The organism is Rhodococcus phenolicus, from assembly GCF_001646785.1.
Lineage (GTDB): Bacteria > Actinomycetota > Actinomycetes > Mycobacteriales > Mycobacteriaceae > Rhodococcus > Rhodococcus phenolicus.
Window position 1 is genome coordinate 83,413 of sequence record NZ_LRRH01000037.1, and the last position, 14,853, is coordinate 98,265.

Consider the following 14,853-nt stretch of genomic DNA (forward strand, 5'->3'; position numbering starts at 1 on the left):
CCCATGACGAACCCCGGCTGGGGCCCGGCGGCCGAAGGTGGCGGCCATCCGCCCCAGCCGCGGTGCGTTCGCCATCCCGACCGTCCCACCCTGCTCTCCTGCACCCGCTGCGGGCGACCCGCCTGCCCCGACTGCCTGCGCGACGCGTCGGTCGGAAAACAGTGCGTCGACTGCGTCGCCGCGGCCCGCAACACCACCCCGCACGCCCGCACCGTCGCCGGTGCCCCCGTGCGCAGCGACCATCCGACGCCGCTGATCACCTACATCCTCATCGGACTGAACGTCCTCGTCTTCGCGATCACGGCCGCGCAGTCGTCGAGCGTGATGAACAACCAGCTCCGGTCCGGACTGTTCCACGACTTCGCGCTGTGGCCGCCGATGATCGCCGGCAACGACGAATACCTTCGCCTCGTCGGCAGCGGTTTCCTGCACTTCGGGCCGATCCACCTCGCGGTCAACATGTTCGCGCTGTGGGTGATCGGCCGCGACACCGAGATCGTCCTCGGCCGCGCCCGGTACATCGCCGTCTATCTGCTGTCGATCCTCGGTGGATCGGCGGCGGTGATGCTGATGCAGACCGACGCGGTCACCGCGGGCGCGTCCGGCGCGGTGTTCGGGCTCATGGGTGCGCAGGCCGTCATCCTGCTGCGGCTCCGGCGCAGTCCTGCGCCCGTACTCACCGTCGTCGCCGTCAACGTCTTCATCAGCCTCACCATCCCCGGTATCTCACTGTGGGGGCATCTCGGTGGCCTCGTGATCGGCGCTGCGTCCACCGCGGCGTTCCTGTACGGCCCGCAAGTGCTCGGCGCCGGCACGGACCGCAATCGTGTGGTCCGGACCGGCTGGATCGCGCTCGGCGCAGTCCTGGTGGTGACCGTGCTGGTCACCGTGCTCGGTGTGCTGCGGCTGCGGGCTCAGCTCGGACTCTGATCGGGAGCCAGGTCGCGGAGCACGAGTGCGTCGTACACGTCCCGCGGGTCGGCACCGAGATCCCACCGGCCGAAGATCATGAGACGTTCGGTGCCGCTGCCGGGCTCTCGCGCGTCGATCTCGAGCATCGGCACCCGCCGGCCGAGCCGCGGATACTCGACGATCCGTACCCGGATCAGTGCCTCGCGGGGGAAGACACGGCGTCCCGTGACGCGCGTGCAGGCGAGCCCGGAACCGTTCTCCAGCACCTCGAGCCGGGGCCGCTGCCGGGCCGCCAGCGCTGCGGTCGCCAGAACGAGAAGGGCGGCCGCCCCCGCGAGGAAACGTCCCGCCGGGTCCGACGTGAACGCGACCGCAGCGACCGCGAGTACACCGCCGCCCACGACGAGCGCGGCGATCGCGAGAGGCGGGGTGGACCACCGCTGTTCGCTCACCGCGGGACCCGCGCCGGCCCGGATGCACTGGTAGTGCACAGGTTTCTCCACAGGTGGGGATGAATCACAACCGTGTGATCTCAGCGCCACTTCATGGTCATGACCAAGCCGACGACCATGAAACCGAATCCGATGAGGAAGTTGTATGCGCCGAGATCGTTCATCCACGAGATCTGCTCGGCGGCCAGGTAGTACACGACGAGCCACAGCAGACCCACGATCATCAGCCCCAGCATCACCGCGACGTACACGGCGCTGGACGGTCCGGCCTTGACCTTGACGGGAGTGCGGCTCACCGACTTGAGCGGCTGATCGCTCTTCTTCCGGACCTTCGACTTGGGCATGATGTCCTCGCTCGTGCGGAACCGCCCGCGCGGCGGGCAGAGTAGGTTGGGCAGCTACGTATGTGTCCAGTACACGCTAACGCAGACCGGCGAGGGGAGGCTCGGGGTGTCCGACGGGCGGATACACACGCTGGCCTGGGGTTCCGCGGCTCTGGCCGTGTGCCTCGTCGCCGGGCTGCTGCTCGGCACCACCCGTGGCGTCTCCGACGGTGACGAACTGCGCGCCTCCGACTCCACGCGCCTGTCCGATCTCGTCCGGTCCGCCCAGGCGAAGGTGGAGGAACTGGACGGGCTGCGCGACGACCTCGGCACCCGCGTCGCCGAGCTGCAGGATCAGGCCGCGACCACCGACGACGACGTCGCGCACGTGCTCTCCGAGGCCGACGCCCTTGCTGACCCCGCGGGACTGACCGCCCGCCGCGGCCCGGGCGTCACCGTCACCCTCACCGACGCCCCGCGCGGACCGGACGGTCGCTACCCGACCGATGCCGCCCCCGACGATCTGGTCGTGCACCAGCAGGACGTGCAGAGCGTGCTCAACGCCCTGTGGGCGGGCGGTGCCGAGGCGATCGCGATGCAGGATCAACGGATCGTCGCGACGTCGGCACCGCGCTGCATCGGCAACACGCTGCTGCTGCACGGACGCACCTATTCACCGCCGTACGTGATCACCGCGCTCGGCGACCGCGCGCGGCTCGAGGCGGCACTCGCCGCGGAACCGGGGATCATCGTCTACAAGCAGTACGCGAGCCGCTTCGGCCTCGGGTACGGCCAGCAGGCGTCGAACGACCTGACCGTTCCCGCGTACACCGGCCGCGCGACCGTCCGCTGACCGGTCGGTACGCTGCGTCTCATGCGCATTCTCGTGGTCGACAACTACGACAGCTTCGTGTTCAACCTGGTCCAGTACCTGGGCCAGCTCGGAACGCGGGCCGACGTCTGGCGCAACGACGACGAACGCCTCACCGCGCCCGGCGCGCTCGCAGCCGTCGCGAAGGACTACGACGGGATCCTGCTGAGTCCCGGACCGGGCACGCCGGAACGCGCGGGCGTGAGCATCGACCTGGTGCGGGCGTGCGCCGACACGCAGACGCCGCTGCTCGGGGTGTGCCTGGGCCACCAGTCCATCGGGGTCGCGTTCGGCGCGACCGTCGACCGGGCCCCAGAGTTGCTGCACGGCAAGACCAGCCTGGTGCACCACAACGGCAACGGCGTCCTAGCGGGTCTGCCCGACCCCTTCACCGCGACCCGCTACCACTCTCTGACGGTGCTGCCGGAGACGATGCCTGCCGAACTGGAACCGACCGGGCACACCGAGTCCGGCATCGTGATGGCGTTGCGGCACGCCGAGCTCCCGATCCACGGGGTCCAGTTCCATCCCGAATCGGTGCTGACCCAGGGTGGGCACCGGATGCTCGCGAACTGGCTGTCGGTGTGCGGCCGGGCCCCGGAGGAGAGCCTCGTCGTGCAGCTCGAGGCCGAGATGGCCCGTGCCCTCGACGGCGGAGCAGCCTGACCGCACGGGAACCCCGGAACGAAAAGAGGGGCTCGGGCACGATGCCCGAGCCCCTCGCTCGTTTCGGTTCGGCTACCGGATGCCGAGTGCTCCGACCCCGACCGTGATGGTCTGGGTCTTGGAGATTTCCGAGCCCGGAGGCTGCTGCTGGGTGATGACCATGCCCACCATCTCGGGGGCGAGGGTCGCCTCCCGGGTCTGCTGGAGCTGCGACGCCGATCCCGTCCATCCCGCGGCCCGCAACGCGGCCAGCGCCTCGGACACCGACCGGTTCGTGACCACCGGCATCTCGACCCGGTCACCGTTGGACACCTGGATCGTGACGGTCTGGCCCTTCGTGGCGTTGGCGCCGCCCGCCGGGCTCGTGGAGACGACGGTGCCTTCGGTCTGACCGGATTCGATCTCTTCGACCTCGACGGTGAAGCCGGCGCTCTCGATGTTCTCCCGCGCGACCTCGAGCGTCTGACCGGCCACGTTCGGCACCCGCACCTGTTCCGGACCGGAACCCAGGGTGATGGTGACGGCGCTGTCGCGGTCGACGTTGCTGCCGGACGAGGGGTCCTGCTTCACGACGGTGTCGACCTGCGCCTGCGTGGACGGCGCCTTCCCGACATTGCTGTCGAGCCGCAGACCCATCTCGGCGAGTGCCTGCGCCGCCTCCTGCTGGCTCATCCCGCTCAGCTTCGGGACCTGCACCTGTTCGGGTCCGCTGGAGACCTCCAGCGTCACCGTGGAGTTCTCCTCGGCCTGGGTGCCGGGGACGGGCCGGGTGTTGACGACATTGCCGGTCGCGACCACCGCGTCCGGTTTCGGCTGCACGGCCACCCGGAAACCGGCGTCCTGGAGCTGCGCCTCGGCGACGGCCTGCGCGAGGTTCCGCACGTCGGGCACGGCGACCTGCGCCGCGGACGACCCCGGTCCCAGTGACCACAGGAACACACCGACGATGCCGACGACGACGGCCGCGGCCAGACCCAGCAGGACACGTTTCGCGACCGAGCCGCCGCCGGAACCCCCGCCCGACGCGGCTGCGACGGGCGCGGTGTCCTCCCGGTAGTTCGAACCGCCGTCGACGGCACCGAGGAAGTTGGTGCGTTCGTCGGCGGTCATCACCATCGGTGCGCTGGGCCGCTGCCCGGACAGCACCCGGATCAGGTCGCTGCGCATCTCGGCAGCGCTCTGGTAGCGGTTGGCGGGGTTCTTCGCCATCGCCTTGAGGATCACCGAATCCAGTTCCGGCGGCACCGACGGGTTCACCGACGACGGCAGCGGCGGATCCTCGCGCACGTGCTGGTAGGCCACCGCGACCGGCGAATCACCCTTGAAGGGCGGTTCGCCGGTGAGGATCTCGAAGAGCACGCAGCCCACCGAGTAGACGTCGGAGCGGGCGTCGACCTGTTCACCCCGCGCCTGCTCCGGTGACAGGTACTGGGCGGTGCCGATCACCGCGGCGGTCTGCGTCATCGGGCTCGCCGCGTCCGAGATGGCACGCGCGATACCGAAGTCCATGACCTTCACGGCGCCGGCCTTGTTGATCATGACGTTCGCGGGTTTGACGTCGCGGTGCACGATCATGTTGCGGTGGCTGAAGTCGAGGGCCGCGCAGACGTCGGCGATGACCTCCATCGCCCGCTTCGGTGCCATCGGCCCAGTGCCGCGCACGATGTCGCGCAGCGTCTCGCCCTCGACGAACTCCATGACGATGTACGGCAGCGGCCCGGTTTCGGTTTCGGCCTCACCGGTGTCGTAGACGGCGACGATCGCCGGATGGTTCAGCGCCGCCGCGTTCTGCGCTTCCCGGCGGAACCGCAGGTAGAACGTGGGGTCGCGGGCGAGATCGGCGCGCAGGACCTTGATCGCCACGTCACGACCGAGCCGGAGATCGCGAGCCAGGTGAACCTCGGACATGCCACCGAAGCCGAGGATCTCACCCAGCTCGTAGCGGGAGGAGAGCTTGCGCGGTGTGGTCATGACGTTCCTGTTTCCGGCTCGATGTTCGAATTCGTATTCTCGCTGGCCCCGGGTTCGACCTCCCCGCCGCCCTCACCTTCACCCGCGCCCCCGGTGCCGCCTCCGGTTCCGCCCTCGGGCGGGGTCGTGGTGGTCGTGGTGGTCGTCATGGTCGTCATGGTCGTGGTGGTCGGTTCCGGGGTGGTCGTCGTGGTTTCCGGAATCGTGGTGGTCGGTTCCGGGGTGGTCGTCGGTGGGGGCGTGGTGGTCGGTTGTGGCGTGGTCGTCGGGATCGTCGTCACCGGTGGTGGCGGCGCGATCGTCGGTTCCTCGGTGGTCGTGGTCCTCGGTGGCCGCTCGGTGGTGGTCGTCGGCCTGGGTGTCGTGGTGATCTGCGTCGTCGGCGACGGGCCGGGGACCGGCTCGTCGGAGCCGGTGCGGTCGAACAGCACCACTCCCAGCGCGATCGCCGCGAGTGCGACCGCGACACCGGCAGCCCACAACAGTGCCTTCGGGTACCGGCCGCCCCCGGAATCGCCGATCGGCGGCTGGGTGCCGGTCGCATAGTTCTGTCCCGTGTACGGGGTCTGCGGCGGCGGGGTAGCGCCGGTGTACGGCTCGCCCGCATACGGCTGCTGGGCCGACATGGCGCGGGTCGCGACCGTCGGCGGCGTGGTGCCCGGCACCCCGGGCGGCAGCACCCGGTTCGCACCGGTGATCGGCGGAACGTTGCCGGGCGGGGGCACCGGGCGGCCGGCCCGGACGGCCGCGACGGCGTCGGCGAATTCACCGCCGCTCGAATAACGCTGCGCCGGATCCTTCGCCATCCCGATCTCGACGAGTTCGCGTACGCCGACGGGCAGGTCGGCCGGCAGCGGCGCCGGCACCTCCTGCACGTGCTTCATCGCGACGGTGACGACGCTGTCACCGAGGAACGGCCGCCGCCCCGACAGAGCCTCGTAACCGACGACGGCCAGCGAGTACACGTCGCTCGCGGAGGTCGCCTCCTGGCCGAGGGCCTGCTCCGGCGAAATGTACTGGGCGGTGCCCATCACCATGCCGGTCCGCGTCACGGGGGACGCGTCGACCGCCTTCGCGATACCGAAGTCGGTGATCTTGACCTGGCCGGTCGGGGTGATGAGGATGTTGCCCGGCTTGACGTCGCGGTGCACGACACCGGCGTCGTGCGCGGCCTGCAGGGCCCGGCCGGTCTGCTCGAGCATATCGAGACTGTGCGTCAGCGACAGCCGGCCCACCCGGGCCAGGACCGCGTTGAGCGGCTCGCCGTGCACGAGCTCCATCACGAGGTAGGCGATCGACTGGCCTTCGGCGTCGATGATCTCGCCGTAGTCGAACACCCCGGCGATACCGGGATGGTTCAACTGGGCGGTGGTGCGCGCCTCGAACCGGAACCGCGTCAGGAAGTCCGGGTCGTCCGACAGTTCCGCCTTGAGGATCTTCACCGCGACCCGACGGTCGAGCCGGGTGTCGAGCCCTTCCCACACCTGGCCCATACCGCCGGTCGCGATGAGCCGCTGCAGACGATATCGGTCGGCGATCAGGGTGCCGCTGTTCACAGCCATGTCAGCCTCCCTGCAATCCGGCCGAGATGACGGCGCGTCCGATGGGTGCGGCCACGGAGCCGCCGGTTGCCGCGAGTGCACGGTCGCCGCCGTCCTCCACGATCACCGCCACCGCCACCGTGGGCTGCTGCGCGGGCGCAAAGGCGATATACCAGGTGTGCGGCGGAGTGTTACGAGGGTCGCTGCCGTGTTCGGCCGTCCCGGTCTTGGACGCGATCTGCACCCCGGGGATCTTGCCGCCGCCACCCGCGTAGTTCTCGGCGCCGATCATCAGGTCCGTGAGGGTCGCGGCGACCTCCGGGGCGATCGCCTGGCCCGCCGATTCCGGCTTGGTTTCGGCGAGAACCGACAGGTCAGGGGACTGCAACTGGTCCACGAGGTAGGGCTGCATGCGGACACCGCCGTTCGCGACGGTCGCGGCGATCACCGCGTTCTCCAGCGGTGTCAGCGCCACGTCACGCTGCCCGATGCTGGACTGGCCGAGGGCCGCACCGTCCGGGATGGGGCCGATTGTGCTTTCCGCCACGGACAGCGGAATCGACATGTTCTCGCCGATCCCCAGGGCCTCGGCCTGCGCCGCGAGGGCGTCCTTGCCGGTGTTGATGCCCATCTCGACGAACGCCGTGTTGCAGGAGCGGGCGAACGCCTCGCGCAGCGTCGCGGTGGGTTCGGCGCCGCACGTCGATCCGGCGTAGTTCTCGAGGGTCGTCGTGGTGTCCGGGAGCGTGATGTTCGGGGCGGCGGTGAACCGGTCCTCCGGGCCGACGCCGTTCGCGAGGGCCGCGGCGGTGACCACGACCTTGAACGTCGACCCCGGCGGATAGGTCTGCGACACCGCCCTGTTGAGCATCGGCTTGGCCGGGTCGGAGTTGAGTTCGTCCCAGGCCGCGCTGGTGGCGGCACCGTCGTGCCCGGACAACCGGTTCGGGTCGTAGCTCGGGGTGCTCACCATCGTCAGGATCTTGCCGGTGCTCGGTTCGATCGCGACGACCGAACCGGTGTAGCCCTTGGCGGTCAGTTCGTCGTAGGCGACCTGCTGCATCAGCGGGTCGATGGTGCTGACGACGTTGCCGCCGCGCGGGTTGCGTCCCGACACCAGATCGAAGAAGCGGCGACCGAACAGGCGGTTGTCGGATCCGTTGAGGATGGCGTCCTCGGATCGTTCCAGACCGGTGCTGCCGTACTGCATCGAGTAGAAGCCGGTGACCGGCGCGTACGCGAGCGGGCTCATCGGCTGCTCGGGGGTCGCCGGGTAGGTGCGCAGGTACTTGTAGCGGCTGTCGGTGGGCACCGACACGGCCAGCACCTGCCCGCTCGCGGAGATCTGGCCGCGCTGACGGGAGTACTCGTCGATCAGCACCCGCGAGTTGCGCGGGTCGGTACGCAGGTCGTCGGCTTTGATGACCTGCACATAGGTGGCATTTGCGAGGAGCGCGGCGACCATGAACATCACGGCCATCGCGACCTTGCGGAGAGGACCGTTCATTCGCGCCCCATCATCTCCGTCTGCGCGTCCGCGATCGGCGGTGCAGGCTTCTTGCGGGGCAGGACGGGTTCGCGGGCGGCGTGCGAGATCTTCATCAGCAACGCCAGCAGCAGGTAGTTCGCGAGCAGCGACGACCCGCCGTACGACACGAACGGAGTGGTCAGTCCCGTCAGTGGGATCAGCTTCGTGACGCCGCCGACGACCACGAAGATCTGGATCGCGAGGGTGAACGACAAGCCCGCCGCAAGTAGCTTGCCGAAGCTGTCGCGCACCGCCAGCGCGGTGCGCAGGCCCCGAACGATCAGCACGAGGAACAGCAGCAGGATCGCGGCCAGGCCGATCAGGCCCAGTTCCTCACCGATCGCCGCGACGATGAAGTCGGTCTTCGCGAACGGCACCTGCGCCGGCCGGCCGCTGCCCAGACCGGTGCCGCCGACACCTCCGGTCGCCATTCCGAACAGCGACTGGGAGATCTGATAGCCGGTGTTCGCGTAGTCGCCGAACGGGTCGAGCCACGTCTGCACGCGCACCCGCACGTGCCCGAACATCTGGTAGGCGAAGAAGAAGCCGACGGCAAGCAGACCGAAACCGATGAGCAGCCAGCCCACCCGCTCGGTGGCGATGTAGAGCATCACCAGCACGGTCGTGAACAGCAGCAGCGAGGTGCCCAGGTCCTTCTCGAACACCATCACGCCGATCGACAGGATCCACGCGGCGAGGATCGGGCCGAGGTCGCGGGCGCGCGGGAAGTCCATGCCGAGGAAGTGCTTGCCCGCGGTGGTGAACAGGTCGCGCTTCGCGACCAGTACCGACGCGAAGAAGATGATCAGCAGGATCTTCGAGAACTCGCCGGGCTGAATGCTGAAACCGGGCAGCCGGATCCAGATCTTGGCGCCGTTGACCTCGGACAGGCTCGACGGCAGCAGCGCCGGGATGGCCAGCGCGACCAGCCCGATCAGGCCGAGGGTGTAGCTGTAGCGGGCGAGCAGCCGGTAGTCGTGCAGCAGCACCAGCACCGCGACGAACCCGGCAATGGCCAGCGCGGTCCACAGGATCTGCTGGTTCGCATCGGGCGACGGGATCGGATTGCCCATGAACAGGGCGTTCTCCTGGTCGGCGAGGTCCAGGCGGTGGATCAGGACCAGGCCGAGCCCGTTGAGCAGGGCGACGATCGGCAGCAGCAGCGGATCGGCATACGGCGCGAACCGCCGCACCGCCAGATGCGCGACGAGGAACATCCCGGCATAGGTCAGCCCGTACTTGGCGAGATCCCAGGTCAAGGTCTGTTCCTGGCTGACCTCGACGAGCATCAGGGACACCAGGGTGATCCCGATCGCGGCGAGAATCAGCAGCAGTTCGGTGTTGCGGCGGGTCGACTGCGGCGGTGCAGGGGCGAATCCACCCGGTGGGCTCGGGAAAGCCCCCGCGACGTGAGACACCGACATCAGGCTCCCACCCTGCAGTTCTGGCCCGGTACCTGCGGTACGGCCGGGGTCGGTTCGGATGTCTGCTCCGGAGCGGCCGGGGCCGCGGACGTCTCACCGGGCACCGGGGTTCCCGGCGCCGAGGTCTCCGCCGGGGGCGGCGAGGCAGTGGTGACCGGCGGGGTCTCCGGTGCCGGCGTCGGGGCGGGCGTGCCGTCCGGGCCCGGAGTTGCGGTTGCCGCAGATCCGGGTGCCGGTGTCGGTTCCGGCTTCTCCTCGACGCACACCGGCAGCAGGTCGCCGTCGACGAGCCGGCCCATCTGGGCCTTCGCCTCGTCGAGGGTGCCTGCCGGGAGACCGGCACGCACCTGCTCGCGCGCGGCGGGCTGCAGATCGTCGACGACCATCACCCGGCAGTTGGCGTGGTCGGGTTCCATCAGTGTCAGCATGCCCTCGTCGGTCAGGCACCCGACGAGCGCCTGTTCCTGCAGCGAGTAGCCGAGCACGTTGCCGGGTACGCCGCGGAGCACGGTCACCCGGCTGTCGTCGGCCCCGACGTAGTAGTAGTTGCGCAGCATCATGCGGCCCACGACCACCGCTGTCGCGAGCAGCGCCAGCACGACGAGCCCGGCGACGGGCCACCACAGGCGGCTGCGCTTGCGTTTCGGTTCCGGCTCGGGCTTGCTGATAACCCGCTTCGGGGCGGCACGCGGCGGCCGCATCGCCGCGGCACGGCCTGCGGCGGTGTTCGGCGGCGGAGTGTCCTCGTCCTCGCCGGACGCGGCGCCCGCGACGATCGGATGGCTTTGCCCGTAGTCCAGGTCGATGACGTCGGCGACGACGACGGTCACGTTGTCGGGACCGCCGCTCCGCAACGCCAATTCGATGAGCCGGTCGGCGCACTCGTCGTGGGTGCCTTCACGCATCGTGTTGGCGATCGTCTCGTCGCTGACCACGTCGGACAGGCCGTCCGAGCACACCAGGTAACGGTCGCCGGCGCGCGCCTCGCGCACCGTCAGGGTCGGCTCGACCTCGCTGCCGGTGAGGGCACGCATGATCAGCGACCGCTGCGGATGCGAATGGGCCTGCTCGGCGGTGATGCGGCCCTCGTCGACGAGGGACTGCACGAACGTGTCGTCGCGGGTGATCTGGGTGAGCTGGTCGTCGCGCAGCAGGTAGGCGCGCGAATCCCCGATGTGGGCGAGGCCCAGCTTGCTGCCGGCGAACAGGATCGCGGTGAGCGTGGTGCCCATGCCGTCGAGTTCCGGTTCCTCCTCGACCTGGTCGGCGATGGAGGCGTTGCCCTCGCGGACCGCTGCGGCGAGCTTGCCGAGGAGATCGTCGCCCGGCTCGTCGTCGTCGAGGTGGGCGAGCGCCGCGATCATCAGCTGTGAGGCGACCTCACCGGCGGCGTGACCGCCCATGCCGTCGGCGAGCGCGAGCAGCCGCGCACCGGCGTACACGGAATCTTCGTTGTTCGAGCGAACCAGACCGCGGTCGCTGCGGGCGGCGTAACGCAATACAAGGGTCACGGGCGGAGCTCGATCACGGTCTTCCCGACCCGGACCGGAGTGCCCAGGGGTACGCGGACGGCGGTGGTGACCTTCGCACGATCGAGATAGGTCCCGTTGGTGGAACCGAGGTCCTCGACGTACCAGTCGGAGCCACGCGGCGAGAGACGGGCGTGGCGGGTGGAGGCGTAGTCGTCGGTGAGCACGAGCGTCGAATCGTCGGCACGCCCGATCAGCACCGGCTGTGTGCCCAGCGAGATGCGGGTCCCGGCGAGCGCACCCTGCGTCACCACCAGGTACTTCGCGGTCTTGTTGCGAGCCAGCGAGGGCAGCACCGACTGCTTGCGCGAATAGCGGGGCAGCGGACGGGCCGCGCCCGCGTAGATGTCCGAGCGCAGAGTGCGCAGAACAGCCCAGATGAACAGCCACAGCAGGAGGAGGAAACCCGCCCGGGTCAGCTGCAGAATCAGCCCCTGCACGGCTCGTCCTCCTTCGGCATGGTCGACCGGCGCAATCGCATCCGGTGTGCTGAGGTCACCCACAATACGGACTGTGCGCGACTCGACGCACCGTCCGACGCGTCGGCTACGCGTCGGACCGATCTCGAGTCGGGTCCGATCGGGTGTCGAAACCTGTTCAGAGGATGCGGACCAGAATCTCCGAGTGACCCGCGCGGACCACGTCGCCGTCGGCGAGCTGCCAGTCCTGCACCGGTGCACCGTTGACCGTGGTGCCGTTGGTGGAGCCGAGATCGGACAGCATCGCGACCGTCCCGTCCCAGCGGATGTCGATGTGGCGACGCGACACGCCGGTGTCCGGGAGGCGGAACTGGGCGTCCTGGCCGCGGCCGATGATGTTGCTGCCCTCACGGAGCTGGTAGTAACGGCCACTGCCGTCCTCGAGCTGCAGCGTCGCGGTCAGCACGCGACCCGCGGCAGCACCGGCCGGCGGGTAGGCGGCGGCGCCGCCACCGTAGTTGCGGTCGTCGTAGCCGCCCTGCTGGCCGTAACCCTGGTCCGCGTAACCCTGATCGGCGTAGCCCTGGTTGCCGTAGGCCTGCTGGCCGTATGCCTGACCCTGGTAGCCCTGATCGGCGTAACCCTGGTCGTACCCTGCGGCACCGGCCGCGCCGGGCTGGCCGTAACCACCCTGGTAGCGGTCCTCGCCGTACGGCTGCTGCTGCGGCTGCTGGTAGTCGTTGCGTCCGTAGTCCTGGCTGTAGGCCTGCTGCTGGTCGTTGTAGCCACCGCCGTAGTTGCGGTCGTCGTAGCCACCCTGCTGGCTGTAGCCCTGCTGGTCGTAGCCCTGGTCCGCGTAACCCTGATCGGCGTAGCCGCCGCGCTCGGCGCCGTAGGCCTCGGCCGGCGGATAGGCGGCGCCACCCTCGTTGCGGTAGCCCTGCGCATAGCGCTGATCCTGGCCGACGTGCGCATGACCGTTGCGCGCATACTGCGGCTCCGCACGGTCGGCGGGCTCGCGGCCGGGTTCGTAGCCGGGGTTCTGCGTCATGGGGGCAACTCCTGGGTCAGGTTTCACGGTCGGGCGATTCTGGGGCGAACGCGAGGCCGGTGCGCGCGCCGGTGCGCGCCCGGTATCGGGATCGACCGAGCCGCGAGTGCGGTACTGCCCCGTGTGCAGCGCCGACGACGACTCGAAGGCAACATGGATCTCACCGTAGGTTTGCCACCCCTGTTCGCGAATGAAGTCCTCAAGGTGACGGGAGAATGCCTTCACCGTCAAGTCCCTGTCTGCTGCCAGGGCCTCGTGATCGGATTCGCTGATGGTGATGACGTACTTGTTGGGTGCGAGCATGAGCCCACGATCGAGCTGCTGGACACCGTCCGTCGCCTCCTGTTGAAGCGCGGCTTCGACCTCCTGGGGAACCACGCCGCCCCCGAAGACGCGCGCGAATGCGTCGCCGATTGCGGCTTGAAGCTTGCGTTCGAAACGCTGCGCGATTCCCATGGCGGCCCCCTTTCCGGACTGTGCGTGTCGCGATGCAGTTCTCGCCCCTGCATGGTATCGACTTTTTGCCCGATCCGGCTCGGGGGAGGGTGAGCGAATGTCCAACTCGGCCCCGAGCGTGGTCCGGTAGCGCCGGGAAACCGGCTCTGGCCAGGCGAATCGTGATATTTGCAGAAGGTGTGTTACTGTTCTCCAGTCGCTCGGGCGAGTGGCGGAATGGCAGACGCGCTGGCTTCAGGTGCCAGTGTCCTTCGGGACGTGGGGGTTCAAGTCCCCCTTCGCCCACAATAATGAGCAGTTCCACGAACTGCGCAGAACGAGGTCACGAACTCGAAAGAGGTCGTGACCTTGTTCTTTTGGTTGGTCGACCCAAGCCATCTCCGCTGAGACGAGGGGGCGGGAGCCCGCGAGTCCCCATGTGTGGCGCGACTTGCTTCGGCGGGCCGTTCGAACGGCCGTTGAGTCGTTCGCCGACGCGACGTATGAAATGGTCACAACGCAGTCGTTGCCGACGCCGTGGACAGAGGCGACACGTACGAGCAACCGCGAAATACGTTGTATGCGTCTTGGGTAGAGCGTCCAATCGTTCCCAAGCGGTATCGACAAGACGCGCCGCGGAATCGCCTCCAGTCACGACCATCACCGCACCGATAATCGGCTCTTATGTCCGGTGGCGCCGGATGCACCGAGTAGTCGTTGGAGTCGAGCCGGATGTAGTGATCACGGGCCAACCGGGTCGAGGATCGCCAGCCTGTCACCGGGGGCACCGGTGGAAGTGTGAGCATCGCGTGTCGGTCGGCATCGATCCGGTCGGCCGGCGCGCACCCGAGCACCCGTTTGCGGCGGGTGTTCGCCGTTGCTATCCATGCCGACAACTGCCGGTTGAAGCCGTCCGGGCCGGCGAACGAGCGGCCCGGCAGGAACGAGGTTTCCAGGTAGTCGTGGTTGCGTTCGATGATGCCCTTGGCTTCGGGGTCCGCGGGATTGCAGATCAGCACCTTCGCTCCGAGAGTGCCCCGGAAACCCTGACAGTCCTGGGTCAGTTCCGTCTTGCGGTGGCGTCGTCGCCCGACCGCGCCTTCACCGTCCCATACCAGCACCCGGGGCACCGCCCCGAGACGGTGGATCAGCTGCCACCAGCCCGCGAACAGGTCCTCGGCGCCGCGAGTGGGCACCAGCACCGCGGACAACCAGCGTGAATAGCCGCAGGTCATCGTCAACACCGGCAGTTTCGTCGGCGGTCTGGATTGGCCGTGGTCGACGGGCAGGGTGATCGGTGGGAACCAGAAGTCGCACTGCGCGATCTCCCCGGGCAGGTAGGTGGTGCGCGAGGCCGGATCCGGCGGCAGATAGACCGGACGTAGTTCGGCGACCCGTCCGCTGAGCACCCGGATCGAGTGATCCCAGCCGATCCGTTCGGCGATCACCGTTGCAGGCATCGTGGGGAACTGTTGCAGTAATTCCCGGATGCGGGGTTCGAACGGGTCGACGATCGAGCCCTTCGTGGCGCGTTGGTATTTCGGAGGCCCGTCGGCGGCGAGCGCCGAGCGGACGGTGTTGCGGGATATCCCCATCACCCGGGCGATCGCCTTGATCGGCAATCGTTCGCTGCGATGCAGACGACGAATCTCGGCCCAATCTTCCACGGACAACATCCCTTCGTCCCTCCTGGCTCGACTCGAACCAGGATCGGTGGACAGGGGGTCAAAA

Annotated in this window: 12 protein-coding genes, 1 tRNA gene and 1 pseudogene; 4 read left to right on the forward strand and 10 right to left on the reverse strand. The window is 68.8% G+C overall.

Annotated features, from left to right (window positions below; all coding sequences use genetic code 11):
• Window positions 1–3 precede the first annotated feature (3 nt).
• Window positions 4–930 (forward strand): rhomboid family intramembrane serine protease, encoded by a 927-nt coding sequence (locus tag A8G15_RS11695; RefSeq protein WP_068159242.1) that lies wholly within the window; start codon window positions 4–6, stop codon window positions 928–930.
• Here the strand turns inward: A8G15_RS11695 and A8G15_RS11700 are convergent.
• Window positions 915–1,364 carry a PH domain-containing protein gene (locus A8G15_RS11700; RefSeq protein WP_068159290.1) on the reverse strand — a complete coding sequence of 150 codons (450 nt, stop codon included), beginning with the start codon at window positions 1,362–1,364 and terminating at the stop codon, window positions 915–917. The two genes, A8G15_RS11695 and A8G15_RS11700, sit on opposite strands and share 16 nt — an antisense overlap.
• 80 nt (window positions 1,365–1,444) lie before the next feature.
• Window positions 1,445–1,708, reverse strand: a complete 264-nt coding sequence (gene crgA, locus A8G15_RS11705) for a cell division protein CrgA (RefSeq protein WP_068159244.1) — start codon at window positions 1,706–1,708, stop codon at window positions 1,445–1,447.
• Window positions 1,709–1,814: 106 nt separating this feature from the next.
• Here crgA and A8G15_RS11710 point away from each other — a divergent pair, with 106 nt between their 5' ends.
• Together A8G15_RS11710 and A8G15_RS11715 are read left to right on the forward strand one after the other, a co-directional pair.
• Window positions 1,815–2,540 (forward strand): DUF881 domain-containing protein, encoded by a 726-nt coding sequence (locus A8G15_RS11710; RefSeq protein ID WP_068159246.1) that lies wholly within the window; start codon window positions 1,815–1,817, stop codon window positions 2,538–2,540.
• A gap of 21 nt (window positions 2,541–2,561) precedes the next feature.
• The gene (locus A8G15_RS11715; protein WP_068159248.1) at window positions 2,562–3,224 is read left to right on the forward strand and encodes an aminodeoxychorismate/anthranilate synthase component II; all 663 of its coding nucleotides are present in this window, start codon (window positions 2,562–2,564) and stop codon (window positions 3,222–3,224) included.
• Window positions 3,225–3,296: 72 nt separating this feature from the next.
• Here A8G15_RS11715 and pknB read toward each other — a convergent pair whose 3' ends face one another.
• The 7 genes from pknB to A8G15_RS11750 all read right to left on the reverse strand — a co-directional run bounded on the left by pknB (window position 3,297) and on the right by A8G15_RS11750 (window position 13,143).
• Window positions 3,297–5,195 (reverse strand): Stk1 family PASTA domain-containing Ser/Thr kinase, encoded by a 1,899-nt coding sequence (gene pknB, locus A8G15_RS11720; RefSeq protein ID WP_068159249.1) that lies wholly within the window; start codon window positions 5,193–5,195, stop codon window positions 3,297–3,299.
• On the reverse strand, window positions 5,192–6,757 hold the full coding sequence (locus A8G15_RS11725; RefSeq protein ID WP_068159252.1) for a serine/threonine-protein kinase: 1,566 nt from the start codon (window positions 6,755–6,757) through the stop codon (window positions 5,192–5,194). The genes pknB and A8G15_RS11725 overlap by 4 nt, the downstream gene beginning before the upstream one ends.
• Before the next feature lies 1 nt (window position 6,758).
• Entirely contained in the window at window positions 6,759–8,243 is a 1,485-nt protein-coding gene (locus tag A8G15_RS11730; protein ID WP_068159255.1) for a peptidoglycan D,D-transpeptidase FtsI family protein, read from the reverse strand.
• Window positions 8,240–9,688, reverse strand: coding sequence for an FtsW/RodA/SpoVE family cell cycle protein (locus tag A8G15_RS11735; protein ID WP_068159257.1), 1,449 nt, complete (start codon window positions 9,686–9,688; stop codon window positions 8,240–8,242). Before A8G15_RS11735 ends, A8G15_RS11730 begins: the two co-directional genes overlap by 4 nt.
• Window positions 9,688–11,199, reverse strand: a complete 1,512-nt coding sequence (locus tag A8G15_RS11740) for a PP2C family protein-serine/threonine phosphatase (RefSeq protein WP_068159259.1) — start codon at window positions 11,197–11,199, stop codon at window positions 9,688–9,690. The genes A8G15_RS11735 and A8G15_RS11740 overlap by 1 nt, the downstream gene beginning before the upstream one ends.
• Window positions 11,196–11,657, reverse strand: coding sequence for an FHA domain-containing protein FhaB/FipA (locus tag A8G15_RS11745; RefSeq protein ID WP_068159291.1), 462 nt, complete (start codon window positions 11,655–11,657; stop codon window positions 11,196–11,198). The genes A8G15_RS11740 and A8G15_RS11745 overlap by 4 nt, the downstream gene beginning before the upstream one ends.
• A gap of 157 nt (window positions 11,658–11,814) precedes the next feature.
• Entirely contained in the window at window positions 11,815–13,143 is a 1,329-nt protein-coding gene (locus tag A8G15_RS11750) for an FHA domain-containing protein (RefSeq protein ID WP_068159261.1), read from the reverse strand.
• A 202-nt stretch (window positions 13,144–13,345) separates the two neighbouring features.
• On the opposite strand from A8G15_RS11750, the gene A8G15_RS11755 reads away from it, so the two are divergent.
• Window positions 13,346–13,428, forward strand: a tRNA-Leu gene (locus tag A8G15_RS11755).
• Between the two features lie 392 nt (window positions 13,429–13,820).
• Here the strand turns inward: A8G15_RS11755 and istA are convergent.
• Window positions 13,821–14,798, reverse strand: a pseudogene (gene istA / locus A8G15_RS11760) (IS21 family transposase); the annotation flags it as partial.
• Window positions 14,799–14,853 lie beyond the last annotated feature (55 nt).